The organism is Allosphingosinicella deserti (assembly GCF_003012735.1).
Taxonomy (GTDB): Bacteria; Pseudomonadota; Alphaproteobacteria; order Sphingomonadales; family Sphingomonadaceae; genus Allosphingosinicella; species Allosphingosinicella deserti.
In genome coordinates this window covers 116,933-142,548 of record NZ_PXYI01000006.1, presented here as the reverse complement: position 1 = coordinate 142,548, position 25,616 = coordinate 116,933, and the positions used below count along the sequence as shown (strand labels likewise).

At 67.0% G+C, this 25,616-nt stretch carries 24 protein-coding genes; 5 read left to right on the top strand and 19 right to left on the bottom strand.

Translation table 11 applies throughout. The features are described from left to right. Positions 1 to 11 precede the first annotated feature (11 nt). The 14 genes from murB to C7I55_RS18135 form a co-directional block, all read right to left on the bottom strand. Positions 12 to 914 (bottom strand): UDP-N-acetylmuramate dehydrogenase, encoded by a 903-nt coding sequence (murB, locus tag C7I55_RS18200; RefSeq protein ID WP_199192902.1) that lies wholly within the window; start codon positions 912 to 914, stop codon positions 12 to 14. After that, the gene (gene murC / locus C7I55_RS18195) at positions 911 to 2,323 is read right to left on the bottom strand and encodes a UDP-N-acetylmuramate--L-alanine ligase (protein WP_106514448.1); all 1,413 of its coding nucleotides are present in this window, start codon (positions 2,321 to 2,323) and stop codon (positions 911 to 913) included. The genes murB and murC overlap by 4 nt, the downstream gene beginning before the upstream one ends. Continuing rightward, positions 2,320 to 3,483, bottom strand: coding sequence for an undecaprenyldiphospho-muramoylpentapeptide beta-N-acetylglucosaminyltransferase (gene murG, locus C7I55_RS18190; protein WP_106514447.1), 1,164 nt, complete (start codon positions 3,481 to 3,483; stop codon positions 2,320 to 2,322). The genes murC and murG overlap by 4 nt, the downstream gene beginning before the upstream one ends. Continuing rightward, entirely contained in the window at positions 3,480 to 4,679 is a 1,200-nt protein-coding gene (locus C7I55_RS18185; RefSeq protein WP_106514446.1) for an FtsW/RodA/SpoVE family cell cycle protein, read from the bottom strand. The genes murG and C7I55_RS18185 overlap by 4 nt, the downstream gene beginning before the upstream one ends. Next, a complete protein-coding gene (murD, locus tag C7I55_RS18180; protein ID WP_106514445.1) occupies positions 4,676 to 5,953 on the bottom strand; it encodes a UDP-N-acetylmuramoyl-L-alanine--D-glutamate ligase in 1,278 nt (425 codons plus the stop codon). Before murD ends, C7I55_RS18185 begins: the two co-directional genes overlap by 4 nt. Beyond that, the gene (mraY, locus tag C7I55_RS18175) at positions 5,950 to 7,020 is read right to left on the bottom strand and encodes a phospho-N-acetylmuramoyl-pentapeptide-transferase (RefSeq protein WP_106514444.1); all 1,071 of its coding nucleotides are present in this window, start codon (positions 7,018 to 7,020) and stop codon (positions 5,950 to 5,952) included. The genes murD and mraY overlap by 4 nt, the downstream gene beginning before the upstream one ends. Next, positions 7,020 to 8,402 carry a UDP-N-acetylmuramoyl-tripeptide--D-alanyl-D-alanine ligase gene (locus C7I55_RS18170; RefSeq protein ID WP_106514443.1) on the bottom strand — a complete coding sequence of 461 codons (1,383 nt, stop codon included), beginning with the start codon at positions 8,400 to 8,402 and terminating at the stop codon, positions 7,020 to 7,022. Before C7I55_RS18170 ends, mraY begins: the two co-directional genes overlap by 1 nt. Then, positions 8,399 to 9,814 (bottom strand): UDP-N-acetylmuramoyl-L-alanyl-D-glutamate--2,6-diaminopimelate ligase, encoded by a 1,416-nt coding sequence (locus tag C7I55_RS18165; protein WP_106514442.1) that lies wholly within the window; start codon positions 9,812 to 9,814, stop codon positions 8,399 to 8,401. The genes C7I55_RS18170 and C7I55_RS18165 overlap by 4 nt, the downstream gene beginning before the upstream one ends. Next, positions 9,814 to 11,496, bottom strand: a complete 1,683-nt coding sequence (locus C7I55_RS18160; protein WP_106514441.1) for a peptidoglycan D,D-transpeptidase FtsI family protein — start codon at positions 11,494 to 11,496, stop codon at positions 9,814 to 9,816. The genes C7I55_RS18165 and C7I55_RS18160 overlap by 1 nt, the downstream gene beginning before the upstream one ends. Then, positions 11,496 to 12,356 carry a hypothetical protein gene (locus C7I55_RS28220; protein WP_158266486.1) on the bottom strand — a complete coding sequence of 287 codons (861 nt, stop codon included), beginning with the start codon at positions 12,354 to 12,356 and terminating at the stop codon, positions 11,496 to 11,498. Before C7I55_RS28220 ends, C7I55_RS18160 begins: the two co-directional genes overlap by 1 nt. Then, a complete protein-coding gene (gene rsmH, locus C7I55_RS18145; protein WP_199192900.1) occupies positions 12,353 to 13,345 on the bottom strand; it encodes a 16S rRNA (cytosine(1402)-N(4))-methyltransferase RsmH in 993 nt (330 codons plus the stop codon). Before rsmH ends, C7I55_RS28220 begins: the two co-directional genes overlap by 4 nt. After that, positions 13,342 to 13,827 carry a division/cell wall cluster transcriptional repressor MraZ gene (locus C7I55_RS28560; protein ID WP_199192898.1) on the bottom strand — a complete coding sequence of 162 codons (486 nt, stop codon included), beginning with the start codon at positions 13,825 to 13,827 and terminating at the stop codon, positions 13,342 to 13,344. The genes rsmH and C7I55_RS28560 overlap by 4 nt, the downstream gene beginning before the upstream one ends. Before the next feature lie 269 nt (positions 13,828 to 14,096). Continuing rightward, on the bottom strand, positions 14,097 to 15,389 hold the full coding sequence (locus tag C7I55_RS18140; RefSeq protein WP_106514439.1) for a hypothetical protein: 1,293 nt from the start codon (positions 15,387 to 15,389) through the stop codon (positions 14,097 to 14,099). After that, the gene (locus C7I55_RS18135) at positions 15,367 to 15,621 is read right to left on the bottom strand and encodes a hypothetical protein (protein ID WP_106514438.1); all 255 of its coding nucleotides are present in this window, start codon (positions 15,619 to 15,621) and stop codon (positions 15,367 to 15,369) included. The genes C7I55_RS18140 and C7I55_RS18135 overlap by 23 nt, the downstream gene beginning before the upstream one ends. A gap of 176 nt (positions 15,622 to 15,797) precedes the next feature. Here C7I55_RS18135 and C7I55_RS18130 point away from each other — a divergent pair, with 176 nt between their 5' ends. After that, on the top strand, positions 15,798 to 16,178 hold the full coding sequence (locus tag C7I55_RS18130; RefSeq protein WP_106514437.1) for a hypothetical protein: 381 nt from the start codon (positions 15,798 to 15,800) through the stop codon (positions 16,176 to 16,178). Positions 16,179 to 16,344: 166 nt separating this feature from the next. Here the strand turns inward: C7I55_RS18130 and C7I55_RS18125 are convergent, their stop codons facing one another. Beyond that, on the bottom strand, positions 16,345 to 16,812 hold the full coding sequence (locus tag C7I55_RS18125) for a VOC family protein (protein ID WP_106514436.1): 468 nt from the start codon (positions 16,810 to 16,812) through the stop codon (positions 16,345 to 16,347). A gap of 90 nt (positions 16,813 to 16,902) precedes the next feature. On the opposite strand from C7I55_RS18125, the gene purL reads away from it, so the two are divergent. From purL to C7I55_RS18105, 4 genes are all read left to right on the top strand, one after another. Further along, positions 16,903 to 19,131, top strand: a complete 2,229-nt coding sequence (gene purL / locus C7I55_RS18120; protein ID WP_106514435.1) for a phosphoribosylformylglycinamidine synthase subunit PurL — start codon at positions 16,903 to 16,905, stop codon at positions 19,129 to 19,131. A gap of 76 nt (positions 19,132 to 19,207) precedes the next feature. Beyond that, on the top strand, positions 19,208 to 19,378 hold the full coding sequence (locus C7I55_RS28975) for a (2Fe-2S)-binding protein (RefSeq protein ID WP_106514434.1): 171 nt from the start codon (positions 19,208 to 19,210) through the stop codon (positions 19,376 to 19,378). An 88-nt stretch (positions 19,379 to 19,466) separates the two neighbouring features. Next, positions 19,467 to 19,946 (top strand): bacterioferritin, encoded by a 480-nt coding sequence (bfr, locus tag C7I55_RS18110; RefSeq protein WP_106514433.1) that lies wholly within the window; start codon positions 19,467 to 19,469, stop codon positions 19,944 to 19,946. A 66-nt stretch (positions 19,947 to 20,012) separates the two neighbouring features. Then, positions 20,013 to 21,266 carry a DUF418 domain-containing protein gene (locus tag C7I55_RS18105; protein ID WP_106514432.1) on the top strand — a complete coding sequence of 418 codons (1,254 nt, stop codon included), beginning with the start codon at positions 20,013 to 20,015 and terminating at the stop codon, positions 21,264 to 21,266. 6 nt (positions 21,267 to 21,272) lie between these two features. On the opposite strand, the gene C7I55_RS18100 is transcribed toward C7I55_RS18105, so the two are convergent. From C7I55_RS18100 to C7I55_RS18085, 4 genes are all read right to left on the bottom strand, one after another. Then, on the bottom strand, positions 21,273 to 22,019 hold the full coding sequence (locus C7I55_RS18100; protein ID WP_146151064.1) for a hypothetical protein: 747 nt from the start codon (positions 22,017 to 22,019) through the stop codon (positions 21,273 to 21,275). A gap of 40 nt (positions 22,020 to 22,059) precedes the next feature. Beyond that, positions 22,060 to 23,433 (bottom strand): ribosome biogenesis GTPase Der, encoded by a 1,374-nt coding sequence (gene der, locus C7I55_RS18095; RefSeq protein WP_106514430.1) that lies wholly within the window; start codon positions 23,431 to 23,433, stop codon positions 22,060 to 22,062. Between the two features lie 86 nt (positions 23,434 to 23,519). After that, a complete protein-coding gene (locus C7I55_RS18090; protein WP_106514429.1) occupies positions 23,520 to 24,842 on the bottom strand; it encodes an outer membrane protein assembly factor BamB family protein in 1,323 nt (440 codons plus the stop codon). Continuing rightward, entirely contained in the window at positions 24,839 to 25,546 is a 708-nt protein-coding gene (locus tag C7I55_RS18085; RefSeq protein WP_106514428.1) for a tetratricopeptide repeat protein, read from the bottom strand. The genes C7I55_RS18090 and C7I55_RS18085 overlap by 4 nt, the downstream gene beginning before the upstream one ends. Between the last annotated feature and the right edge of the window lie 70 nt (positions 25,547 to 25,616).

Here is a 25,616-nt window from a genome sequence, read left to right as displayed (position 1 = left end):
CAGCTTCTCGGTCACGCTTCGACTCCCACGCGTTGAATTTCCCATTCGAGGGTCACCCCGGTCTGCGCGAGCACGCGGCGGCGCACCTCCTCGCCCAGCGCCTCGATCTCGGCGGCACTCGCACTTCCCAGATTGAGCAGAAAGTTACAGTGCTTCTCAGAGACTTGAGCATCGCCGATGCGGAGCCCGCGGCAGCCGGCCTCGTCGACCAGCTGCCACGCCCTGCGGCCGGGCGGGTTCTTGAAGGTCGAGCCGCCGGTGCGGGAGCGCAGCGGCTGACTCGCTTCCCGTTCCTCGGCGATCCGATCCATCTCCGCGCCGATCGCCGCCGAATCCCCTGGAACGCCTTCGAACAAGGCTTCGACGACGATCGCGCCGGCCGGCACGTCGCTGTGGCGGTAGGTGTAGCCGAGGCGCTCGGCCGCCCAGGTCTCGACCCGCCCGTCACGCAGGACGAGCGTCGCCTCGATCAGGATGTCGGAGGTGTCGCGGCCATAAGCGCCGGCGTTCATCCGCACCGCGCCGCCGGTGGTTCCGGGGATACCGCGGAGGAATTCGAGGCCGCCGATTCCGGCGTCGCGCGCCTTGGAGGCGACGGTGATGCCCATCGCGCCGCCGCCGGCGCGGACCCTGTTGCCGGGCTCCACCGTGACCTTGGCGAAGGTCTTGGGCAGGCGCACGACGACTCCGGGAACGCCGCCGTCGCGGACGATCAGGTTGGAGCCGACGCCGACGGGAAGCACCGGCACCGCCGGATCGAGTGCCCGCAGGAAGGCGGCGAGATCGTCGACGTCTTTCGGGCGTACCAGCCATTCGGCCGGCCCGCCCGTGCGGAACCAGATGAAATCGGCGAGCGAGCCGCCGGGTTCGATCGCACCGGCAAGCGCCGGCATGTCGAGGGTCTCGGCGCTCATTTGTCGCGCCTCGCGCAGGCGATGCCGTCGGCAAGTGCGGCGGCCCATTTGGTGATGTCGCCGGCCCCCAGGCAGATCACCATGTCGCCGGCGGCGGCGATGTCGCGAAGCTGCAGGCAGAGATCCTGGAGATCGGCGACTGCCTTCACCGAACGGTGGCCGCGCTCTTTCAGACCCTCGACCAGCGCTTCCGCGTCGACGCCCTCGATCGGCTCCTCGCCGGCGGCGTAGACCGGGGTCACATAGACGACGTCCGCATCGTTGAACGCGGTGCGGAACTCCTCCATCAGATTCTGCAGCCGGGTGAAGCGGTGCGGCTGGACGACCGCGATCACCCGCCCCTGCGCGCCTTCGCGAGCGGCGGCGAGCACCGCCCGGATCTCCACCGGATGATGGCCGTAATCGTCGATGATCGTCGCGCCTTCGATCTCTCCGACCTTGGTGAAGCGGCGCTTGACGCCGTGAAACTTGGCGAAACCGCGGGCAATCGTTTCGTCGGGAATGCCGAGCTCGGCCGCGACGCCGATCGCCGCAAGCGCATTCTGGACATTGTGGCGGCCGGGCATCGGCAGTTCGATGTCGCGGATGGTGCGAACCTCGCCGCCGCGATCGCGGATGGAAACGTCGAAGACGTTGCCGCCGGCGACCGGCCGGACATTCTCGCCGCGCACGTCCGCCTGGGCCGCGAAGCCGTATGGCACGACCCGCCGGTCGCGGAGGCGCGGCATGATCGTCTGCACTTCCGGATGATCGACGCAGAGCAGAGCGGCGCCATAGAAAGGCACGTTCTCGACGAACTCGACGAAGGCGTCCTTGACCTTGTCGAAGCTGCCATAATGATCGAGATGCTCGGGATCGATGTTGGTGACCACCGCGATGGTGCCGTCGAGCCGCAAAAAGCTGCCGTCGCTCTCATCGGCCTCGACCACCATCCAGTCCGAGCTGCCGAGCCGCGCATTCGAGCCGTAGGCATTTATGATGCCGCCGTTGATCACCGTCGGATCGATTCCGCCCGCGTCGAGCAGGCTCGCCACCATCGACGTGGTGGTCGTCTTGCCGTGGGTGCCGGCGACGGCAACGGTGAGCTTGAGGCGCATCAGCTCGGCGAGCATCTCGGCGCGGCGGACGACCGGGATGCGCCGTTCGTAGGCGCAGACGAGCTCGGGATTGTCCTTGCGGATCGCGGTCGAAACGACGACCACCGCGGCGTCGCCGAGATTGTCGGCATGCTGACCGATCGTTACCGGAATTCCGGCCTTGCGCAGCCCTTCGACGACATAGCCTTCGGCGACGTCCGATCCCTGCACCTTGTAGCCGAGAATGTGCATCACCTCGGCGATGCCGGACATGCCGATGCCGCCGATCCCGACGAAGTGGATGGTGCCGATGTCGGTCCCGACGCCTCTCATGCGTAGGCACCGTTGGGGATGGGAGTCAGGACAGCCTCGTTGGCAAGGAGAGGATCGGTGCCGAGATCGCGACCGGTGCGCTCGACCAAATCCGCGAGATCGCCCGCGGCATTGGGTCGGCCGACCGAGCGGGCGCGCGCGGCCGCGTTGGCGAGCGCATCCGGCTCGAGGCCGAGTTTCTGCATCTGCTTGGCGAGTTCGATTGGAGTGAAGCTCTTCTGAGCGATCATCCGTGCGCCGCCGGCCTTCGCCATTTCGCGGGCATTGGCGGTCTGGTGATCGTCGGTGGCGCTGGGCAGCGGCACCAGGATTGCCGGGCGACCAGCGGCGGTGAGCTCGGCAATGGTCGACGCGCCGGCGCGGGCGATGATCAGGTGCGACCAGGCCAGCTTGTCCGGCATGTCGGTGATGTAGGTGGCGAGATCCGCGGGAATACCGAGGCTGGCATAGCGGGCGCGCACCTGCTCGATATCCTCGGCGCGGCATTGCTGCGTCACCTGCAGGCGGCGGCGGAAATGCTCGGGCAGCATGCCGAGCCCTTCGGGCACGACCCGGCTTAGGATCGACGCGCCCTGGCTGCCCCCGGTGACGAGAACCCGGAAGATGCCGTCCTCGGCAAGCTCCGGATAAGGCTGCTCGCGCAGCGCCAGCACTTCGTCGCGGACCGGATTGCCGACCAGGTGGACCTTGTCCTGATGGCCCTTGGCCAGCCGATCGACATTCGGATACGCCGTGGCGATCGCGTCGACCTTGCCGGCGACGAGCCGGTTGACCCGTCCGAGCACCGCATTCTGCTCGTGGACCAGGGTCGGGATCCGATCTCGCTGGGCAGCCATCAACGCCGGGAGGGCCGGATAGCCGCCGAAGCCGATCACCGCCGACGGCCGGAAGGTCTCGTACAGGCGCAACGCCATTGCGCGGCCGAGGAAGATCTTGCGCACGGCCTTGAGCCAGCCGATCGGGCCGCCGCTGAGGCGCCCGGCGGGAAGGATGTGGACCTGGACGCCGTCGAACAGGCCGGGAATGCGGGCACCGCGATCGTCGGTGACCAGCGCGACCCGGTGGCCGCGGCGGATCAGCTCCTCGGCCAGCGCGTGCGCCGGAATCATGTGGCCGCCGGTACCGCCGGCGGCCAGAACGTAATGGCGTGAGAAGGTCATCGTCCGCTCCATCGCACCACATAGGGCGAGCGGTGGAGATAGGGATTTCGTCGCGTGAAGGCGAGCAATAGCCCCATCCCGATCGACAGCGCGACCATCGAGGAACCGCCGTAGGAAATGAACGGCAGGGTCATGCCCTTCGACGGTGCGAGCTGAACGTTGACCGCCATGTTGATCAGCGCCTGCAGGCCGAACTGGGTGACGAGGCCGGCGGCAGCAAGGACGACGAACTGGTCCTCCTCGTGCAGCAGGCGGATCAGCACGCGGGCGACGATGACCAGATAGATGACCGCGATCGCCAGGCAGGCGATGATCCCGAATTCCTCGCCGATCACCGAGAAGATGTAGTCGGTATGCGGCTCGGGCAGCTGGAACTTGCGCATGCCCGCGCCCGGCCCGGCGCCGAACAGGCCGCCTGCGGTGAGGGTGCGGAGCGCGCTGTCGGTCTGATAGGTGTCGTGCTCGGCGCCCGAGAACAGGAAGGCGTCGATGCGGATCGTCGCCACCGGGTAGAAGAAGTAAGCGAGCACGATCCCGACGAGGCCGGCGACACCGAGAAAGACGAGGAAGCGCAGCGGCGCGCCGGACAGGGTGAGCAGCATCACCCAGGCCGCGACGAAGATGATCGTCTCGCCGAAATTGGGTTGCTGCATCAGCAAAAGGGCGATCAGCGCAGTGATGATCCCGGTGAGCGGGACGATCGGCAGGCTGGCATCCTGGTTCTTGAGCGACAGCAGCCATGCGATCGAGACGATATAGAGCGGCTTCAGGAATTCGGACGGCTGGAACTGGGTGAATCCCATGCCGATCCAGCGGCGGGCGCCGTTCACCTCGGCGCCGATGATCGGGACCAGGAAGAGCAGGAAGGTGAAGAAGGCGGCGCCGATCAGGCACAGGCGCCGCGCCTTGGCGCGGGGCAGCATCGAGACTCCGATCATCACCGGCAGCGCGAGCACGATCCAGACCAGCTGACGATAGAAATAATGGAGTGGGGTGAAGCTGACGCTGCCGCCCGAATAACGCTGGCCGGCGGCCGGCGACGCGGCGGCGACGGCGATCAGGCCGATCGCGATCAGCACGGTCACGAAGAACAGCAGGATGCGGTCGATCTCCCAGAACCAGCGGCCGACGGCACTGCGGTCGGAGCGGCCGAGCCGGTTGGCCGTCCTGTCCTTGATTTGCCCCATCACGCTCATGCCAGTGCCTCCACGGCCGCGCGGAACGCTGCCCCCCGCGCCTCATAATCCTTGAACTGATCGAACGACGCGCAGGCCGGAGAGAGGAGAACGACCTCTCCAGGCTCCGCCTGCTGCGCGGCGCTGGCAACGGCACGTTCCAGCGTGCCACTGTTCTCGACCTTTTTACCCTTTGTAGACAATATTTTAACGAATTGGTCCGCGGCGTCGCCAATTGCGTAGGCGGCGCGGACATGATCGAGATAGGGCAGGCAGGCGTCGAGATCGTCGGACTTGGGCAGGCCGCCGAGGATCCAGTGGATTGCCGGATAGGCGCCGAGCGCCGGCGCGGTGGATGTCGGGTTGGTCGCCTTGGAATCGTTGACGAACAGGATGCCCCCTTTTTCCGCGACACGCTCCATCCGGTGGGGAAGGCCCGGATAGGTTTCGAGCGCACGCGCAATGACGTCGTCGGCGATGCCGAGCTCCCGCGCCGCCGCCACCGCGACCGCCACGTTCTGGGCATTGTGGGGCCCCTGCAGTGCCGGCCAGAGCGACTGGTCCTTCACGTCGGCCGACGACACGAGGATCTTGCGGCCCTCGAGCTGCCCGGCAATCGCCCGCGTATAATCGTCTTCCGTGGCGAGGATCGCGGCGTGTTCGGGAGTCTGCATGGCGAACAGCCGCGCCTTCGACGCGGCATAATCGTCCATGCCGTCGTAGCGATCGAGATGGTCCGGCGTGATGTTCAGCAGGATCGCGACGTCGCAGTCGAGGCTGTGGGTCAGATCGATCTGATAGGAGGAGAGCTCGAGGACATAGACCCCACCTCCGGGAAGCGGATCCTGACCGAGGATCGGCAGCCCGATATTGCCGCCGAGCATCGCCGGAAGCCCGGCGCTGACGACGATGTGATGGATCAGGGCGGTCGTGGTCGACTTGCCGTTGGTGCCGGTGATGCCGACCACCTTGTGCGGCGGGAGCCCTGCCCGCGCCTTCGCGAACAATTCGATGTCGCCGACCAGCGGCACTGCGGCGCGCCGGGAGCGCTCGGCGATCGGATGACGGTTGATCGGAACGCCCGGCGAGACGACGATCCCGGAATAGCCGTAAAGCGCGGTGACCAGCGGATCCGCGATCCGCGCGCCCGCCGCGATCTCCCGCGCCTCCGGCTTCTCGTCCCACGCCATGACCTGGGCGCCGCTGGCGAGCAGGGCATCGACGGTCGCACGTCCCGAGCGGGCGAGGCCGTAGACGGCATAGGATTTGCCCGCAAAGGCCTCGCTGGTGATCATCGGAGCTTCAGGGTCGACAGGCCGGCAAGGGCGAGGACGAAGCTGATGATCCAAAATCGGATGACGACGGTCGGCTCGGACCAGCCCATCTGTTCGAAATGGTGGTGGATCGGCGCCATCTTGAACACCCGCTTGCCGGTGCGCTTGTAGAAGAAGACCTGGATGATCACGCTCATCGCCTCGACCACGAACAGGCCGCCAATGATGCCGAGCACGATTTCATGCTGGGTGCAGACGGCGATCGCACCGAGCGCGCCGCCGAGCGCGAGGCTGCCGGTGTCGCCCATGAAGACGGCGGCCGGCGGCGCGTTGAACCACAGGAAGGCGAGGCCCGCCCCGACCATCGCCGAGCAGAGGATGGTGAGATGGCCGGCGCCCTGCACGAACGGAATGCCGAGATAGGCCGAATAGATTGCGTGGCCGACCAGATAGGAGATGAGCAGGAAGGCGAGGCTGGCGATGATGACCGGCATCGTCGCAAGGCCATCAAGCCCGTCGGTGAGATTCACCGCATTGCCGAAGGCAACCACCACGAACGCCGCGAAGACGACGTAGAAGGGCCCGAGATCGATCACCGGGCCGTTGTAAAAGGGAATGTAGAGCTCGGTGCCGACGCCCCAGGTGATGATCCCGCAGCCGATGCCCGCAACGACGAATTCGGCGAGCAGGCGCACCTTTGCGGACACGCCCTTGTGGCTGCGCTTGGTGACCTTGTCGTAATCGTCGAGGAAGCCGATCAGCCCGAAGCCGACGGTGATGAACAGGCAGGCCCACAGATAGCGGTTGGAAAAATCCATCCACAGCAGCATCGTCGAGGTCAGCGAGGTCAGGATCATCAGCCCGCCCATGGTGGGCGTGCCGCGCTTGGCGAGATGCGATTCCGGTCCGTCGGTGCGGATCGGCTGCCCCTTGCCCTGGCGCACGCGCAGCCAGCCGATGAATTTCGGCCCTATGATCAGGCCGATCAGCAAGGCGGTCGCCGTGGCGGCGCCCGCGCGGAAGCTGATATAGCGGATGAGGTTCAGAACCCCGGGAAAGCCAAGCTGTTCGGCGATCCAGTAGAGCATTAGCGTTTCCCGCTCGCCAGCGCTTCGACGAGCGTGGCGAGTCCGATCGAGTTGGAGCCCTTGACGAGTATCGCGTCACCCGGCCCGAACTCGTCCTGAACGAGCTCGATGGCCGACGCGGCGTCGGGCACATGCGCCATTTTGATCTGCCGGCCAAGTGCTTTTGCCAGCGGCGCCATTTCAGGACCTACGAGGATCGCGAGATCGACCTTGGCCGCCACGATCGGCTCGGCCAAAGCGACGTGGAAGTCCTCGCTCGAGGCGCCGAGCTCCCGCATCGCGCCGAGGACGGCGATCCGCCGGCCCGAGACCTTTTCGGCACCGAACGTCTTCAGCGTTGCGGCCATCGACACCGGATTGGCATTGTAGCTTTCATCGATCAGCAGCGCCTCGCCGCCGATCGCGGCGACCCGGTGGCGCTCGCCCCGGCCCTTCAAGCCCGGCATGTCGGCAAAGGCAAGGCCGGCGGCGGCGAGGTCGCCGCCGAGGGCCTCGACGGCGCCGAGCACGGCGAGGGCGTTCGACACCCAATGTTCGCCATGCTGGGCGATGGTGAAGGTCAGCGACGCATCGGGCAGCATCGCGGTGACGAGCGAACCGCCGCCGGGGGCGCCGACCACATCCTTGGCGCGGATGTCGGCGCCGTCACCGAAGCCGAAGGTCAGGATTCGCGCCGCATGCGGGCGCGCGGCGGCGATCAGCCGGTCGCGATGCGCGCTGTCGAACGGGACGAGGGCGACGCCGCCCTCTTCCAATCCCTGGAAGATCTCGCCCTTCGCGTCGGCGATCTCTTCGTCCGAAGCGAAGAATTCTCGGTGCGCGGGCGCGATCGCCGTGACGATCGCGACGTGGGGACGGACGAGCCGGGTCAGGGCGGCGAGCTCGCCGGCATGGTTCATGCCCATCTCGAACACGCCGAAGCGCGCCTCGCGCGGCATCCGGGCCAGCGACAGCGGCACGCCGGTGTGATTGTTGTAGCTTTTCACCGAACGGTGCGCCTCTCCCGGCGCCGACCGGTCGAGCGCCGCGAACAGCGCCTCCTTGGTCCCCGTTTTCCCGACCGAGCCAGTGACGCCGCAGATTCGGGCAGCGCTGCGGGCGCGGCTGGCCCGGCCGAGATCGTTCAGGGCGGCGGTCGTGTCGGCGACGAGCACGTGCGGTTGCTCGATCGGCTGCGACACGACCGCGCCGGCCGCCCCCGCGGCAAACGCCCTGTCGAGAAACAGATGTCCGTCGGTCGCCTCGCCCTTGAGCGCCAGGAAGAGGTGGCCGGGCGCGACTTCGCGCGAATCGAAGGCAACTCCGGATGCGGCGAAATCACCCGTGGCGGTGCCGGATGTCGCGGCAGCAATCTCGTCGGCGGTCCATAGCGCTTCCGTCATGCCGCGCACTCCCGTGCGACCTGAACGTCGTCGAACGGAAGCACCTGATCGCCGACGATCTGCCCCTGTTCGTGCCCCTTGCCGGCGAGCAGCACGATGTCGCCGGCGCCCGCTTCGGCGATGGCGGCGGCGATGGCGGCGCGGCGGCCGCCGATCTCGCGCGCATGCGGCGCCCCTTCGAGCACGTTGCGGCGGATCGCGGCCGGATCCTCGCTGCGCGGATTGTCGTCGGTGACGATGACGAGATCGGCGAGGCGCGCTGCCGTCGCACCCATTTGCGAACGCTTGCCGACGTCGCGGTCGCCGCCGGCGCCGAAGACGATGATCAGGCGGCCCTTGGCATGGGGGCGAAGCGCAGCGATCGCGGCTTCGATCGCGTCGGGCGTATGGGCGTAATCGACATAGACGGGGGCGCCGGCGCGGCTGATCACGGCCCGCTCGAGGCGGCCGCGAACCGGCTGGACCCGCGCGAGATTGGCCAGGGTCTGGGCAAGATCGCCGCCGGTGGCGAGCACCAGGCCGGCCGCGGTCAGCGCGTTGGCCGCCTGATAGGCACCGATCAGCGGCAGATTGACCGTGTGGCGCTGCCCCTCCGCTTCGAGGATCAGGATCTGGCCGAGCTGCGACGGCGTGCGTTCGATGAGACGCAGCGTCTCGCCGGTCGCGCCGACGGTGATCAGGCGGATGCCACGCTCGCGGCAGCGGCGAACCACCTCGGCCGATTTGGGATCGTCCATCCACACGATCGCGGTGCCGTCGGGCTCGACGACCTCGGTGAACAGCCGCATCTTGGCCTCGAAATAGGCCTCCATCGTCCCGTGATAATCGAGATGGTCGCGGGTGAAGTTGGTGAAGGCGGCCGCGCGGACCGGCAGCCCCTCGGTGCGATATTGGGAGAGCCCGTGGCTGGAGGCTTCGAACGCGGCGTGGGTAACCCCTTCGCGGGCGAGCCCGGCCATGTTCGAAAGAAAGGTGACGATGTCGGGCGTGGTGAGGCCCGTCGTGACCTGATCGTCTGCGGTGGTGACGCCGAGCGTGCCGATCGAGGCGGCATGGTGCCCGCGCATCCGCCAGAGCTGGCGAGTCAGTTCGACGTTGGACGTCTTGCCGTTGGTGCCGGTGACCGCGACCACCGTTTCCGGAAACGGCGCGAAGAATCTGGCCGCAAGCTGCGCGAAGGCGCGTCGCGGATCCTCCGCGGCGACATGCACTGCGCCTTCGATCTCCACCTCCGGCCGTGCCACCACCGCGACCGCACCGGAGGCAATCGCCTGGGGAATGAAGTCTTCGCCGTTGAAGGTCGAGCCGCGGAAGGCGCCGAAGACGGTGCCGGGGGCGATCTTGCGGTGATCGATCGCGAAGCCGGTGACGCGTGTCTCGTCACCGGTTCCGGTCAGCGCACCCAACAGCATCATTTTTCCTTCTTTGCGACCATGGCCATCATGTCGGAGACGTCGAGATCACGCGTATCGTCGGGAGTGATCCCGAGCAGCGGAGCGGTGCGCGAGATCACCTTCGACACCACCGGCGCGGCGGTCCAGGCGGCCGTGGTGAATCCGAATGTGTCGGCGGTGGCTTTGGGAGCATCGAGCATCGCAATCACCACGTAGCGCGGGCTGTCCATGGGGAAGACGGCGGCGAACGTCGAGATGTTCACTTTTCGCGAGTATCCGCCGGACGCGGTCTTTTCGGCCGTGCCGGTCTTGCCGCCGACCCGGTAGCCGGGCGCTTCGCCCTTGCGGCCGGTGCCGGCGAGGACGATCATGCGCAGCAGCTTGCGCATCGTCAGGCTGGTCTGTTCCGAATAGACGCGGCGGCCTGCGCTCGGCTTCGACACCTTCATCAGGGTCGCCGGGCGCCACACACCGCCATTGACCAGCGCCGCATACGCGCTGGCGAGATGCAGCGGCGACACTGCAACGCCGTGCCCGAAGCCGCTGGTGAGCACCGTCGCGCGGCTCCAGTCGCGCGGGAAGAGCGGCCGCCCCTTGTCGATTTCGACATAAGCCGGCTCGTGGAAGCTGAGCGCACGGAACGCCGCCTGCATCCGCTGGACGCCCATCTGATCGGCGATCTGTGCGGTGACGATGTTCGACGAATGAACGAGCGTCTCGACGATATTGGCGCTTCCGGCGATCGGGTGATCGTCCTTGATCCGGAAGCGGCCGATCTGGACCGGCGCACCCGACGGATAACGCTGCGTCACCGACTTGATCACGCCGGCCTCGATCGCCGCGGCGACGGTGATCGGCTTGAAGGTGGAGCCGAGCTCGTAGACGCCCATCGTCGCGCGATTGAAAAGCGCATTCGGATCGGACTTGCCGGCGGCGTTGGGATTGAAGGTCGGCATCGACGCCATCGCAACGATTTCGCCGGTACGAACGTCGAGGACGATCCCGGTGCCGCCTTCCGCGCTGTGCTTGAGCACTGCCGCGCCAAGCTCGCTCTCCATCGCGGCCTGGACGCGGCTGTCGATCGACAGCGAGACCGGATCGGCGCGCGTCGCCGGATCGGTCAGGCGCCCTTCGAGCACCTTTTCCATGCCGGTCACGCCGTGGCCCTCGAGATCGGTCCAGCCGAGGATGTGCCCGGCCATCGCGGTCTGCGGATAGAGACGCTCCGGCTCCCGATCGAACGCGATCGCCGGCTCTCCGAGGGCATTCACCGCAGCGACGAGCTCGGGCACGGCCCGGCGGCTGAGGTAGACGAAGGTCTTGCCCGACGACAGCAGCGCCTTGTACTCGGCGGCGCTCTTCTCGGGCATCAGCTCGGCGAGCTTCTGCGCAAGCTCGGACGGATTGCTGATCAGTCGGTTGGGATGAATCGCGATCGACCAGGCGTCGATCGTCCGTGCCAGCGGCACGCCGTTGCGGTCGACGATATCGGCGCGCGGCGGCACTAGCGGGTTGATCGCCTGGGCCGAACCTGCACGATCGGTGAAGACCTGCAGGAACAGCAGGCGCCCGACGATCATCAAGGTGACGCCGGCAAAGACCAGCATCACCAGCATCAGCCTCTGATAGGTGATCGCAAGGCCCTGGGGGCGACCGGGTGCCCCTCCGAACTTCGCGACTTCGGCTGCGAGCGTCGCCATCAGTTGCCGCCGCTCCCCTGGCCCTTGTGGGTGCCGGAACGGATCTCGGCGGTCAGCTTGCCGTCGAGACGCGACGGGCGCGGCTTCTCCGCCGCGGGCTTCACCGGCGCCTTGGTGTCGGCTTTGGCAAGGACGGGCACCTTCGCCGCCGGCTTGGCGCCCGGTTTCGCATCGGCCTTGACGGCGGCAAGCTTGGCGGGCGCCGGCGCCGCCTTGGCGGGCGCCTTCGGTGCAGGCTTGGCATCGGCGGCCTTGACGACGGACTTCGCCTCGGCCCTCGCCGGCGCCTTGACGTCAGCAGGCTTCGGCGCGTCGGCTTCCGCCTTCGCCGTGACGGCCGGTTTCGAATGGGGCTGCGGCTTCGCGTCCGCCTTGGGCGTGGCGGCAAGCGTCTGCAGGCTTGCCGTCCGCGGCGTGTAGCTGGCCTGGTGCACGGCGGGCATGCCCGGCGCCGCGTTCGGCGCGACCGCGCGGACGACGCGGGGCTGCGCGGCCACCGCGGGGATTTCGTCTCCGGTGCTGAGGGCGGCCATCCGCACCTCGGCGCTACGCTCCTCGAAGGAGGGATCCTTCTTCTCGAAGCGGGCGAGCTTCACTTCGTCCTGCAGGAACTGGGCCGAGGACGGCGCGGACAGCGCGAGCACCTCGGCATTCCACTGCTCGAGCTGCGACAGGCGTCCGCGTGTGCCGAGCTCCGTCTGCAGCGACCGGATATCCCGCTTGGCGGCGACGATCTGCCGCTCCACCTTGGCCAGATCGGCCCGCTCGGTCGCGACCTGCAGGGACACCATGTAGCAGGACAGGGCCGCGCCGCCGACGGTGGCGACCCAGATCACCGATTTGAAACCCCTGACGATCATGCGGGCATACCTTCTTGGCCGGTTCTCGGCGATTCATGCGGGCCGCTCCAGGCGGGAGCGGCGGTGCGGCGCGCGACCCGGAGGGTGGCCGAACGCGCGCGGGGATTGACGGCCAGTTCGGCCTCGCCGGCGCGCGCCGGCTTGGCCACAGCCTCGAAACTCGGCGCCTTCCGCCCCGAAACCTGCTCGGGGAGATGCCGTGAGCCGGCAGGCGTTGCACCGCTGCGTTCCTTGAAGAAGCGCTTCACCACGCGATCCTCAAGACTGTGGAAGGTCACGACAGCGAGGCGTCCGCCGGGTTTCAGCATTTGCTCGGCCGCCTCGAGGCCATCCTCCAACTCCTTCAACTCTTCGTTCAGATGGATGCGAACCGCCTGAAAGGTGCGGGTCGCAGGGTCTTTCTTCATGCCCTGATGCCACCCGCAAGATTTCCGCACGATTTCAGCCAGCTCCGTAGTCCTCCCAAGCGGACGCGCAGCGACGATCGCGCGGGCGATCCGCCGCGACTTGGGTTCTTCGCCGTAGCGGTAGAGGACATCGGCGATCGCCTCTTCGGGCGCGCTGTTGAGAAAATCGGCGGCGCTTTCCCCATCCTGCTCCATGCGCATGTCGAGCGGACCGTCGGACTGAAAGGAGAAGCCGCGCTCGGCGCGATCGAGCTGCATCGAGGACACGCCGATATCCAGCGTCACGCCGTCGACCGCCTCGACATCGCGGGCGGCAAGCGCCTGACGCATCCGGGAAAAACGCTCCGGCACCAGCGTCAGGCGCCCCCCGCAAGCAGCCGCCAGACCTTCGCCTTCACGGATCGCATCGGGATCGCGATCGAAGGCGAAGACATGGGCGGCCCCTTTATCCAGGATGGCACGCGTATAGCCGCCGGCCCCGAAGGTACCGTCGACATGGGTCTCGCCCTCTTGCACGGCGAGACCGGCGATCACCTCCGCGAGCAGGACCGGGACATGCGGGGCGGCAGTGTCCGGGCTCACGGCGTGATCCCCTTTTCCTCGAGGCGCCAGGCGGCGATGTCGCGCAGGTCGGCATCGCCCTGCTCGAGTGCGACGCGCGGGTTCCAGATCTCGACCGTTCCACCGACGCCGACGAACAAAGCAAGATCCTCGATCCCGCCTTTGCGCCGCATCATCGGGGGCAGGATGATGCGGCCGCTGGTGTCGTAGGGAACGTCTTCGGTCATGCCGAACGTGCGGCGGGCACGGGCATAATGATCCTGGAGGGTTCCGCCGCGCTCCTCTTCGGCCAGGCGGCGGCGTTCCATCTCGCGGTACAGGTTGCGGGCGTAGTTTCGGCCATAGGCCGTCAGGCACGGCGAGATTTCATGAGCACCGATGACGACGGCACGGGCGTCGGAGCCGCGCTCGATGACGGAGCGGACAAAGGCGGGAACGGAGAGACGCCCCTTGGCATCCACCGCGTTGAGCGCGCTTCCCTGGAAGAAGTCGTCGATCTCCACGCCTTTTTTGCGCCCCGCTCCACAAACGCGGACCTCCCCTGTCCGCGGAAGCGCATACATGCGCTCCGCGTGCCCGCCGGCCGACCAGAGAAGTGCCCCGAAACTTTAGAGCACAGTGGATAACATTCCCGCCCCCCCGAGGGAAGGGGATTTCATGCCTTTTTTGGGGATTTCATGCCCTACAGAGGGAAACCAGTAGAGATTCGTGGTTTGTTCCGGCTCGATTACGTCATGTCCCTCATTTGGTAAAGCTGTGGATAAGTCTGTGGCTAGGCGCTGCGGCCGCGGTGGAGCAAGCCGGACGCGGCGAGAGCGACCGCAAGCACGGCGAGGAGAGGCAGAATTGCGAGGATAAGTGCGCGGCGCGGCGACATCGTCGGGTTTGCCCAGTGGACCGGCGCGCGAACCCGGCCTCGATCGATGCCGGAAAGCCTGTCCAGCAGATCGGCGACGGCGAGGGGATTGTCGGCCAGCCGCCGGTGCATGGCACCGCCATCGGCCCCGGCCGCGGCCCAGAGATCGTCGCGGAGCAGATCGGCGTCGGCGATCAGCGTCGCCCGGCCTGCACCCAATCGGCATTCCGCCCGCCAGGAACCGAGCACCCGGCACGACTCCCCAGTCGCAGCGAAGCGGCCGGGGCGATCGAGAACCAGGCGGCGACCGGAGTCGACGACGACGACCTCCCCCGCCTGGGGCCCGTCGAGCGCCACGCCCCAATGATCAAGCAGCGGCTTGAGCAGCCCTACCGGCGGCGGACGGCGGATGTCGCCGAGCGGGAGACCGGTGGGCCATATCAGCTGCGGATCGGTGAGGATCAGGATGCGTCCGCCGGCCCGCACCCAGTCGTCGACCGCGACCAGCTCCGCCGGCGCGAGCCAGCGTGGCTGCGCGAGGAGCAGAAGCCCGGCTCCGCGCAGGGTTCGAGCATCGAGCGAGTCGATCGGCCGGATCGCGAACTCCTCCTGCAAGGCACGATAGGCGAGCGCAGGCTGCGATCGCGGATCGAACGCGCCCCCCTCCCCCCAGACGATCGGCAGCGCCGTCATCAGGAGCAGATCAGGTTGGGTCTGCGCCGGCCGGTCGGCCGCCCCGCCCAGGACGATGGCACGATACGGCGCCAGCGCGGGCGGAAACGCGAACAGCAGCAGAATCGCCGCGCCGAGTGCGATCGGGGCCCATCCGGTGCGAGTGCGGCGGGCGAGGTGCAGGGCGAGGTCGACGGCCGCCAGGAGCAGGATCGCGGCGGTCCAGCCGCGCACCATTTCGGGCCACGGATCCGGATTGCCCATTCGGACGACGTAGAGACTCTCCGTCAGTCCGGCGATCAGCAGGAAGGCGGAATAGCCGCCGATCCGCCACGGCAGCGACAGGCGGGCTGCGGCAAGCGCAAGCGGCACGAGCAGCCAGGGCCGGACGGCAAGGACGTCGAGCGCTTCGGCCCTCGGCGCCGCCTGCGGATAATGTTGGAGGATTCCGAAGAGCAGCTCGACCAGCGCCAGCCCGGCCGCAAGGCCGAAGACGACGCACAAGCGGGCCGCGTCAGCGCTTGTCGGCCGGCGCAACCGCTCCCGCCTTGTTCGAATCCGCATTGCCGGGCGCGACGCCGAGTTCAGCCAGAGGCTCGGTCGGCTCCGCTTCGTTGCCGGTGCCGCCCTGCGCAGCTGCGGCGGCGTTCAGCTCGAGATTGTTGGCCGTGATCGGCTCTTCGGCGGTTGGCCGGGTGAACACCGCGCCGAGCAGCACGAGGACGAACACGAAGGCCAGTCCCGTCAGTCCGATCCGGACACGCTGCATTTGGGCTCCGTTCTTCACCTTCGCGACCTTTTAGGGTAGGGAAAACGACACCAATCGCAAGTCGTATCGGTACGGGCTCGTAATTGTCCGAACCTTGGACGCTTCGCTTTCATACTGCCTCGAAGCCGTTGCAAATTCACCTTGACGCACCCGAATAAGGTGGCGAAGAAAAACCTATGAACAAGACCCCCTTCCTCGCCGCCGTGTCCTGCGCGGCATTCCTGACGCTTGGTGCGTGCAACAGCGAGCCGGAGACGATCGTCTCGGGGCCGGCCGATCCGCAGGCCGAAGCGCTGAAGAATGCGCCGCCGGTCGAAGCGCCGCCGATGATCCAGGCCAGCCGCACGTTCCGCTGCAAGGACAACAGCCTCGTCTACGTCGACTTCTACACCAACAACACCGCCCGCGCGCGCACCGAGAAGGACGGCGCTCCGACCGTGCTCAACACCGAAGGCGGCAAGCCCCCTTATACCGGCGAAGGCTGGTCGGTGTCCGACAACGCCAAGGAAGTCACGCTCACCGCCCCCGGCAAGGGCAGCCAGAGCTGCAAGGCCTAACCGACGGTTTGCGGCCGCTCCGAACGGGGCGTCGCGGCGGCCGTTCAACGGCCGGAACCTCAGCCCACAAGGTGGAAGCGCACCGCGCTTCCACCTTTTTCTTTGCCCAGGTTGGTGCGAGCCGCAAATCCTCCACGCTGCCGATCACGGCGTCGCCCGTTCAGGCCTACGAGTCCGCCTGCCCCATCATCATCGCCATGCGGCGCTGCATTTCCGCCTCGCTCACGTCTTCGATATGGGTCGCGAGCGACCAGCGGTGGCCGAACGGATCGACGATCGTTCCGCGCCGGTCGCCCCAAAATTCATCAACGGGTGCGCGTTCCTCGGTTGCGCCGGCGGCCAGCGCCCGGGCGAACAGCGCATCCACGTCGTCGGTGTAGATGAGCAGGCTCGACGTTGCGCCGCCGCGCGTCTTCGGCCCGACAATGTCCATCTCCGGGAATTCGTCGGCGAGCATGAAGATCGAGTCGGCAATCCGCATCTCGGCATGGCCAATCCGATCGCCCATCGGCATCCGAAGCACCTCCTCGGCCCCGAAAGCCTGTGCATAGAAGGCGATAGCCGCCTCGGCTCCCGCAACGACGAGGTGAGGCGTGAGGCTGTGATAGCCGGCGGGAACGGGATCGACGCGCATTCTTGCCTCCATGATGAGAACAAAACATGATCATTGTACCATCGACGCAGGGTTTCGACAAATCGGGCACGAACCTTTAGGAGGCCGTGCATGAGCGAATCCATCACCCCCGAGATCGTCGCCGAGCACGGCCTGTCCCCAGATGAATATGAGCGCGTGCTGCACGCGATGGGACGGACTCCGAACATCACCGAACTCGGCATCTTTTCGGTGATGTGGTCCGAACATTGCTCCTACAAATCCTCGCGGCTTCACCTGAAAAAGCTGCCGACCTCGGCGCCGTGGGTGATCCAGGGGCCGGGCGAGAATGCCGGCGTGGTCGACATCGGTGACGGCCAGGCGGCGATCTTCAAGATGGAGAGCCACAACCACCCCTCGTACATCGAACCCTATCAGGGCGCTGCAACCGGGGTCGGCGGGATTCTGCGCGACGTCTTCACGATGGGTGCGCGGCCGGTCGCCAACCTGAATGCGCTGCGCTTCGGCCGGCCCGATCATCCCAAGATGCGGCACCTGATCTCCGGCGTCGTCTCCGGCATCGGCGGCTACGGCAATTGCGTCGGCGTCCCGACGGTCGGCGGCGAAGTGAACTTCCACCGCGCTTATGACGGCAACATCCTGGTCAACGCGATGACCGTCGGGGTCGCCGATACCGACAAGATCTTCTATTCGGCGGCGGCCGGCATCGGCAATCCGGTCGTCTATGTCGGCTCCAAGACCGGCCGCGACGGCATCCATGGCGCAACCATGGCCTCGGCCGACTTCTCGGAAGACAGCGAGGAGAAGCGCCCGACCGTACAGGTCGGCGATCCCTTCACCGAGAAACTGCTGATCGAGGCGTGCCTCGAACTGATGTCCTCCGACGCGATCGTCGCAATCCAGGACATGGGCGCGGCCGGCCTCACCTCCTCCTCCGTCGAGATGGCGTCCAAGGGCGGCGTCGGGCTCGAGCTCGACATGAACAGCGTGCCCTGCCGCGAGGAGGGCATGACCCCGTACGAGATGATGCTCTCCGAGAGTCAGGAGCGCATGCTGATGGTGCTGAAGCCCGGCCGCGAGGCCGAGGCCGAGGCGATCTTCCACAAGTGGGAGCTCGATTTTGCGGTGATCGGCCGGGTGACCGAGGCTGGACCGGACGGGGGGCATCTCGTCCTGCGCTGGAACGGCGCGGTCGTCGCCGACATCCCGCTGGCACCGCTCGCTGACGATGCCCCCTGCTACGATCGCCCCTGGATCGAGACGCCGAAGCCCGCACCGCTCGGCGACGTGCCGAGCGGCAAGGGTCTCGCCGCCGATCTGCTGACCCTGATCGGATCGCCCGATCTCGCCAGCCGCCGCTGGATCTGGGAGCAATATGATCACATGGTCGGCGCCGACACCGTCCAGCGGCCGGGCGGCGATGCCGCCGTCGTCCGGGTCCACGGCACCGACAAGGGGCTTGCGATCGCCACCGACGTCACTCCGCGTTATTGCTATGCCGACCCTTATGAAGGCGGCAAGCAGGCGATCGCCGAATGCTGGCGCAACCTCACCGCGGTCGGCGCGACTCCGCTGGCGACCACCGACTGCATGAATTTCGGCAATCCGCAGCGGCCCGAGATCATGGGCCAGTTCGTCGGCTGCATCCACGGCATGGCCGAAGCGTGCGAGGCGCTCGACTTCCCGATCGTTTCGGGCAACGTCTCGCTCTACAACGAGACCAAGAACGAGGACGGCAGCGGCTCGGCAATCCTGCCGACCCCCGCGATCGGCGGCATCGGTCTGCTTCCCGACTGGCGCAAATCCGCGACGATCGCGTTCAAGGCCGAAGGCGAGGCCGTCTACCTGATCGGCGAGACCAGGGGCCATCTCGGCCAATCGCTGTGGCTGCGCGAAATTGCCGGCCGCGAGGAAGGCCCGCCGCCGCCGGTCGACCTGGCGGTGGAGAGAAAGAATGGCGACTTCGTCCGAGGCGCGATCCGGGTCGATGCGGTGAGTGCCGTCCACGACCTTGCCGACGGCGGGCTGCTGATCGCGCTTGCCGAGATGGCGCTGGCCGGCGGCATCGGTGCGATGCTGACCGCCGAATTGTTCGACGACGCTCCGCATGCTTTTCTGTTCGGCGAAGACCAGGGCCGCTACCTTGTCACCACGCGCGACGGCGAAGCGCTGCAGCACGCCGCCCATGAGGCCGGAGTTGCGATCAGCTTCGTCGGCACCACCGGCGGCGACTCGCTGACTGCGGAGGACGGCGGCCTCGATGTGTCGCTGGCGAGCCTGCGTGAGACCAACGAAGCCTTTTTCCCGGCGTTGATGGGCGGCGAACTCACGGTCGCGTGACCGCCCGTCCGTTTCCCTGGAAAATGGACATCTAAGCTATTGCGACTTAGTCGCATTATCGGCTAAGACGATCTCCATGATCGTCTGTGTCTGCAATGCGATTCGAGAATGCGACCTGCGCAAGGCTGCGCGGGAAGGCGCATCGTGCCCCACCAGCGCGTATCGGAGCTTCGGCCGCAAGCCTCGCTGCGGCCAATGCTTCACATTCGCGCGCGAAGTGATCGCCGCGGAGCAGAGCGCAGCCTGATCCCCGGCCGTCGCGTGGCATGCGCGCGAAGGCTTGACGCTGCACGCCCATCGTCCGAAAGGCTCCTCAGGATCGAAGGGAGCCGGACATGAAGGGCGACGCACGGGTCATCGAGCTGCTCAACGAGGCGCTCAAGAACGAACTCACGGCGGTGAACCAATATTGGCTTCACTACCGGCTGTTCGACCATTGGGGCATCGCCCATCTCGCCGCCTTCGAACGCCACGAATCGATCGACGAGATGAAGCATGCGGACCGGCTCGCCGAACGCATCCTGTTCCTCGACGGCCTGCCCAATTTTCAGCTGATGGGCCGCCTGCGGATCGGCGAGAATGTCGAGGAGGCGCTGCGCGCCGATCTCGAGGTCGAGATCGAAGCGGTCGAGCAGCTGCGCGGAGCCGTGGCGCATTGCGAGTCGGTCCGCGATTATGTGAGCCGCGATTTGTTCGCCGAGATTCTCGGCAACGAGGAAGAGCATATCGATTATCTCGAGCGGCAGTTCGACATGATCCGGCAAATGGGTCTCGCCAATTACATCCAGCTCCAGTCGGCGCCGTCGCAGGAGTGATCGTGCGGTGACAGCGCGGCTGCGGCTGGGCTAACACCTTCCCCGGGGCGAACCAGGGGATGCGGAATGACTGTCACCGGCACGGCGCGCATCGCGACGCTGGACATCGTCCGCGGCATTGCCGTGATGGGCATCCTGGCGATGAACATCGTCGATTTCGCGATGCCGACCCAGGCCTATATGAACCCGGCGGCCTACGGAACGAACTCCACCGCCGATCTCGCCGCGTGGATCTTCGCCTTCATCTTCGTCGACGGGAAGATGCGCGGCCTGTTCTCCCTGCTGTTCGGTGCCAGCATGCTGCTGGTGATCGAGGGCGCGGAGGCAAAAGGCGAGAATGCAACCGCCATCCATTACCGTCGGATGCTGTGGCTCGGCGCGATCGGCCTCCTCCATTATTACCTGATCTGGCACGGCGACATCCTGTTCGGCTACGCCGTCGCCGGTATGGTCGCCGCCTTCTTCTACCAGAAGAGCCCGCAGGCGCTGATCGTGTGGGGCGTCGGCTTCGCCGTCGTCCAGTTCGCGCTCTTCGCGGCGATCAGCGCAAGCTTCTTCATCGCCGAGGCCGAGGCCGCAAAGCCGGGCAGCTCGGCCGAAGCGCTGGCCGCCTGGCAGGATATCGAGCGCGACTTCGGACGGCCCGGCGGCGCCGAGATCGCCAAGGAGCTGGCGCTGTTTCGCGGCTCCTATGCCGGGATCCTGGAGCACCGCGTGACCGTCCAGCTCTTCGCCCCGGCCAAGGGGCTGTTCCTGTTCAGCTGGGAAACGATCGGCTACATGCTGTTCGGCATGGCGGCGCTCAAGACCGGATTCCTGCGCGGCACTTGGGCCCGGAATGCTTATGCACGAACCGTGGCGATCGGCTTCGGCCTCGGCATCCCCGTCTATGCCCTGCTCGCCTGGCTGATGATCCGCGCCGATTTCCACGCCGCGACCCTGTTCGCCTTGTGGGGCGCAGCGACGGTGCCGATGCGCCCCGCGATGATCCTCGCCACCGCCGCCCTGATCATCCTCGCCACGCGCCATCGCGGCGCTCTCGTCGCGCGGATCGCGGCGGCGGGACGGACCGCCTTCACCAACTATCTCGGCACCAGCATCCTGATGACCACCCTGTTCTTCGGCTACGGCTTCGGCCTGTTCGGCCATTTCGGGCGGGCCGCATTGTGGCTGGTCATCATTCCCGCCTGGGCGCTGATGCTGCTCTGGTCGAGGCCGTGGCTCGACCGTTTCCGCTACGGGCCGCTCGAATGGGCCTGGCGGTCGCTCGCCCGCGGCGCGCTGCAGCCGATGCGCCGCCACGTCGAAGCGCCGGCCTGACCCGCTTCACCCTTCCGGTGGGGCGACGGCGATGTCGGCAAGCGATGTTCCGACCACCAGCCGATCGATCGGACCCGCCGGCGCGATCCGCATGCGGGTCTCGCTTTTGTTGAACGCCGGAAGTTCGCGGCCGTCGGGCAGCAGATAGGTCAACCGCCAGCCGCGCCGCGAGTCACCGACGGCGCGGCTGCAGATCGTCTGCCCTTCCATCGCCAGCATGGTGATCCGGAAGAAGGTCATCGCCTGATCGGCGGTCTGGTCCGCCGGCGCGTCGCGCCGCTCGTAGAGAATGGCATGGGTCGGCTGCTTGCCGCAATCGAGGCCGTTCTCGCGCCACCCAGCGGTGCGCGCCCCAACCACGAACCGGGTGCCGACCGGACTGAATCCGACCGTAGGATTCTCCGCAAAGGCGATTGGGGAGCCATAGGTGTCGACGACTCGCCACGCGGGGGCGGCGAGATCGGCGATCCGGCCATCGGTGCTGAACGATACGGTCGTGCCGTTCTCGTCCTCGACCAGCATGACGTGTCGGTCGGCGCCCCTGGCGACCAGCGCCGCTGTCGGATCGGCACCACCGACCTTCCATCGCTCGACGACCGGGCCGGGCGCCATCATCCCGCGCCGCACCTGATCGACCATCGCCTGGAACGCCGCAGGCGTACCTGAATCCGGGGTTTCGAGCGGCTGCGCATCGACCGGGGCCGGTGCGATGGTCAGGGCAGCGCAGGTGAAGAGGCGCACAAGCCTATGCATGATCCCTGCTCCCGCCTGTTGTCGCCCCGCAGACGGCCCGTCAGCCGTCCTTGTTGAACGGGTTCTTGGAGGTGCGGGTCTGCAGCCGCACCGGCACCGCGCCGAAATCGAGCTCCTTGCGCATGCCGTTGGTCAGATAACGCAAATAGCTGTCCGGCAGCATCTCCAGCCGGTTGCCGAAGATGACGAAGGATGGCGGGCGGGTGTTGACCTGCGTGATGTAGCGCAGCTTAATCCGCTTGCCACCGGGCGCCGGCGGCGGGTTGCGCTCGATCGCCGCTTCGAACCAGCGGTTGAGCTGCCCGGTCGAGACACGCCGCGACCAGACTTCGCGGACCTTGAACGCCGCCTCGAGCAACTGGTCGAGGCCCTTGCCGGTCATTGCCGAGACCGAGAGCAAGGGCACGCCGGGGGCCTGCGAAAGCCCGTCCTGCAGTGCCGCGCTGATGCCCTGGAACAGCTGGCTGTGATTCTCCGCGACGTCCCATTTGTTGATCGCGATCAGCAGCGCGCGGCCTTCCTGGAGGACGTAATCGGCGATCCTGAGATCCTGTGCCTCCAGACCCAGGGTCGCATCGAGCAGCAACACGATGACTTCGGCGAACTCGACCGCGCGGCGGCCGTCGGCGACCGACAGTTTCTCGAGCTTGTCTTGGACCTTGGCGCGCTTGCGCATGCCGGCGGTGTCGATGAGCCGAACCGGCCGCAAGCGACCGTCCGGTGCCTGCCATTCCCAGTCGATCGAAATCGAGTCGCGGGTGATCCCGGCCTCCGGTCCAGTGATCAGCCGCTCCTCCTCGAGGATCCGGTTGATCAGGGTCGATTTGCCGGCATTGGGGCGGCCGACGATCGCGAGCTTGAGCGGGCGATCATTCTCGTCCTCCGCATATTCCTCTTCCTCCCGCGCCTCCTCGCGCTCGACATGGGGGCGGATATGCTCGAACAGGTCGACGACGCCCTCGCCATGCTCGGCGCTCATCGGAATCGGCTCGCCAAGACCGAGCGACCAGGCCTCAAGCAGGCCGGATTCGCCGGCCCGTCCTTCGGCCTTGTTGGCCGCGAGGATCACCGGCGTGGTCTCGGAGCGAAGCCAGCGGCCGATTTCCTCGTCGAGCGGCGTGACGCCCGCCCTTGCATCGATCAGGAACAGGGCGGCGTCGGCCTCGCGCACGGCGGCCGTGGTCTGGGCCCGCATCCGGCCCGGCAGCGTGTCCGGATCCTCATCCTCGTAGCCGGCCGTGTCGATGACCCGGAATTCGAGTCCGAGGAGGCTCGCATCGCCTTCGCGGCGATCGCGGGTGACGCCGGGACGATCATCGACGAGCGCCAGGCGCTTGCCGACGAGACGATTGAACAAGGTGGATTTGCCGACGTTGGGACGGCCGACGATCGCGATGGTGGGCAATTTGGCCATAGTGGCCTGCCCTGCCCCGTCGCGGCGACAGGGTCAACAGACGACAGCCCTTCCCCGCCGAGGCGCGGCGGGGAAGGGCGACATGCTCAGCGCCAGGCGGTGAGCTGGCCGTTGTCGTGGAGGATGTAGAGCGTGCTGTTGGCGACGATCGGGCTCAACGACACCGGCATTCCGGTCGGCACCGTCGACTGGACCGTTCCGTCATAAGGCGAGACGTTGGCGATCTCGCCCTGCGAATTTGCGAGGATCAGGCGATCGCCGGCGAGCACCGGACCGGCCCACGAGATCCGGCCCTTCTTGTCCTTGACGTCGCGATACTGGCGAAGCTGGCTGATCCAGCGGATTCGGCCGGTCGCGCGGGCGATGCAGAGCAATTGCCCCTGATCGTTGACGACATAGACCCATTCGCCGGCGACCCACGGCGTGGCGATGCCGGCGACGTTGATCTCCCAGATACGCTGGCCGGTGACGAGCTCGAGCGCGACCATGCGGCCGCCCTGGCCGATCGCATAGACCCGGCCCTGATCGATCACCGGCTCGGCGTCGATGTCGGACAGGGTGGTCACCGCGGTCGAAATGCTGGTTCGCGACAGCGCGTCCTGCCACAAGGTCCGGCCATTCTCGTAACGATAGGCGTTGAGCTCGCCGGACGAGAAGCCGGCAACCACCGTGCCCTGCGCGGCGGCAGGCGCGCCGACCCCGAACACGCCGGCGATTTCCGCCGCCGCGGAACCGGTCCAGCGGGTGGCGCCGTCGGCGGGGTTGAGCGCGTAAAGCTGGTTGTCCTGGCTCACGACATAGACATTGTCGTTGGCGATGGTCGGGGCGCCGCGGAGCGGGCCGCCGGGTCGGACCATCCAGGCGATGGCGCCGTTGGCCGGATCGAGCGCGGCGGCATAGCCGGCGCCATTGGTGGCGTAGAGCCGGCCATTGTCGAAGCTGACGCCGCCGCCGAACAAGGCGCTCTGCGGAGCGCCCTCACCGCGAACCTGGGACTGCCAGAGAACGCCGCCGCTATTGGCGTCGATGGCGCGAACTACGGCCTGGGTGTCGATCGTGAACACCTTGCCGTCGGCGACCACCGGAGAGGCGGCGAGCTGGACCTTGGTGCCGCTGCCCTCGCCGATGCTGGTGCGCCAGATCTGCGACGGCGCGCCGGCGAGGGCGACATGGGCCATCGACTTGGCGGCGTTGCCCCCGGGCTGCGCCCAGTCGGCGTTCGCCGCGGCCGGCGGCAGCACGACACCGACGCCGGCAAGGCTCGGATCGACCTCGATCGCCGCTTCGGACGAGAGGACCGAGATTCGCTCGCCGACCGTCGGCGTGGTCTTCTTCTTGCCATTGCCGCCGAAGACTCCGCAGCCGCTCAGGAGGCTCACTGCGGCGATTGCGAGGATGACGCGCTTCATTGATTACCTTCCTGCTTGGCGGCCGGCTCGACGACGGCATCGAAGCCCAGCGACCCGGCCATCTGCGTGGCACGGGAGCGGATCGATTCCGGCACCTTCTTGTCCTTGGCCATGGCGGCGAAGATCTGCCCCGCCTCTTTCTGCTTGCCGAGTTTCAGATAGGAGATGGCGACCATCTCGCCGGCGCTGCCGAACCACGGATTGCCGGTGACGGCGTGGCCCTTCAGCCGATCGACCACCGCCTGGGGCTGAAGCTTGTCGAACTGGACGTGGGTGAGCCGAACGAGGGCGAGATCGCGATAGACCGGGTCCAGGCTCTGGTCGTTCGAGATCTGCTGCAGCAGCTGCGCCGCACCATCGAGATTGTTGTCCTCGATCGCGAGATCGGCCTTGGTCAGCAGGCCGGCGACCTTGTAGCCGGGCTTGTCCGACTTCGCCAAGGCGTCGAGCCGCGGCAGCGCCGCTTTCTTGTCGCGCTTGCCGATGTCGTCGAAAGCGGCGACGAGCTCCTCGCCCTGCTTGCCGGCCTTCACCTCCTGCTGGTTCTTCCACCAGATCACGCCCGCAATCGCAGCAAGGATGAGCACGACCCCGAGGATCGCAAGCTTGCCGTAGCGTTCCCAGATGGTGCGCATCTGGTCGCGGCGCAGTTCCTCGTCGACTTCACGATAGAAGGTTTCATTGTCAGTGGGCTTGATCGCCAACTAAATTCTCCGAATGGGCCGGCGCCCTCATCGTCCAGCGAAGCGAAACTCAGGATGAACGAACATGTCT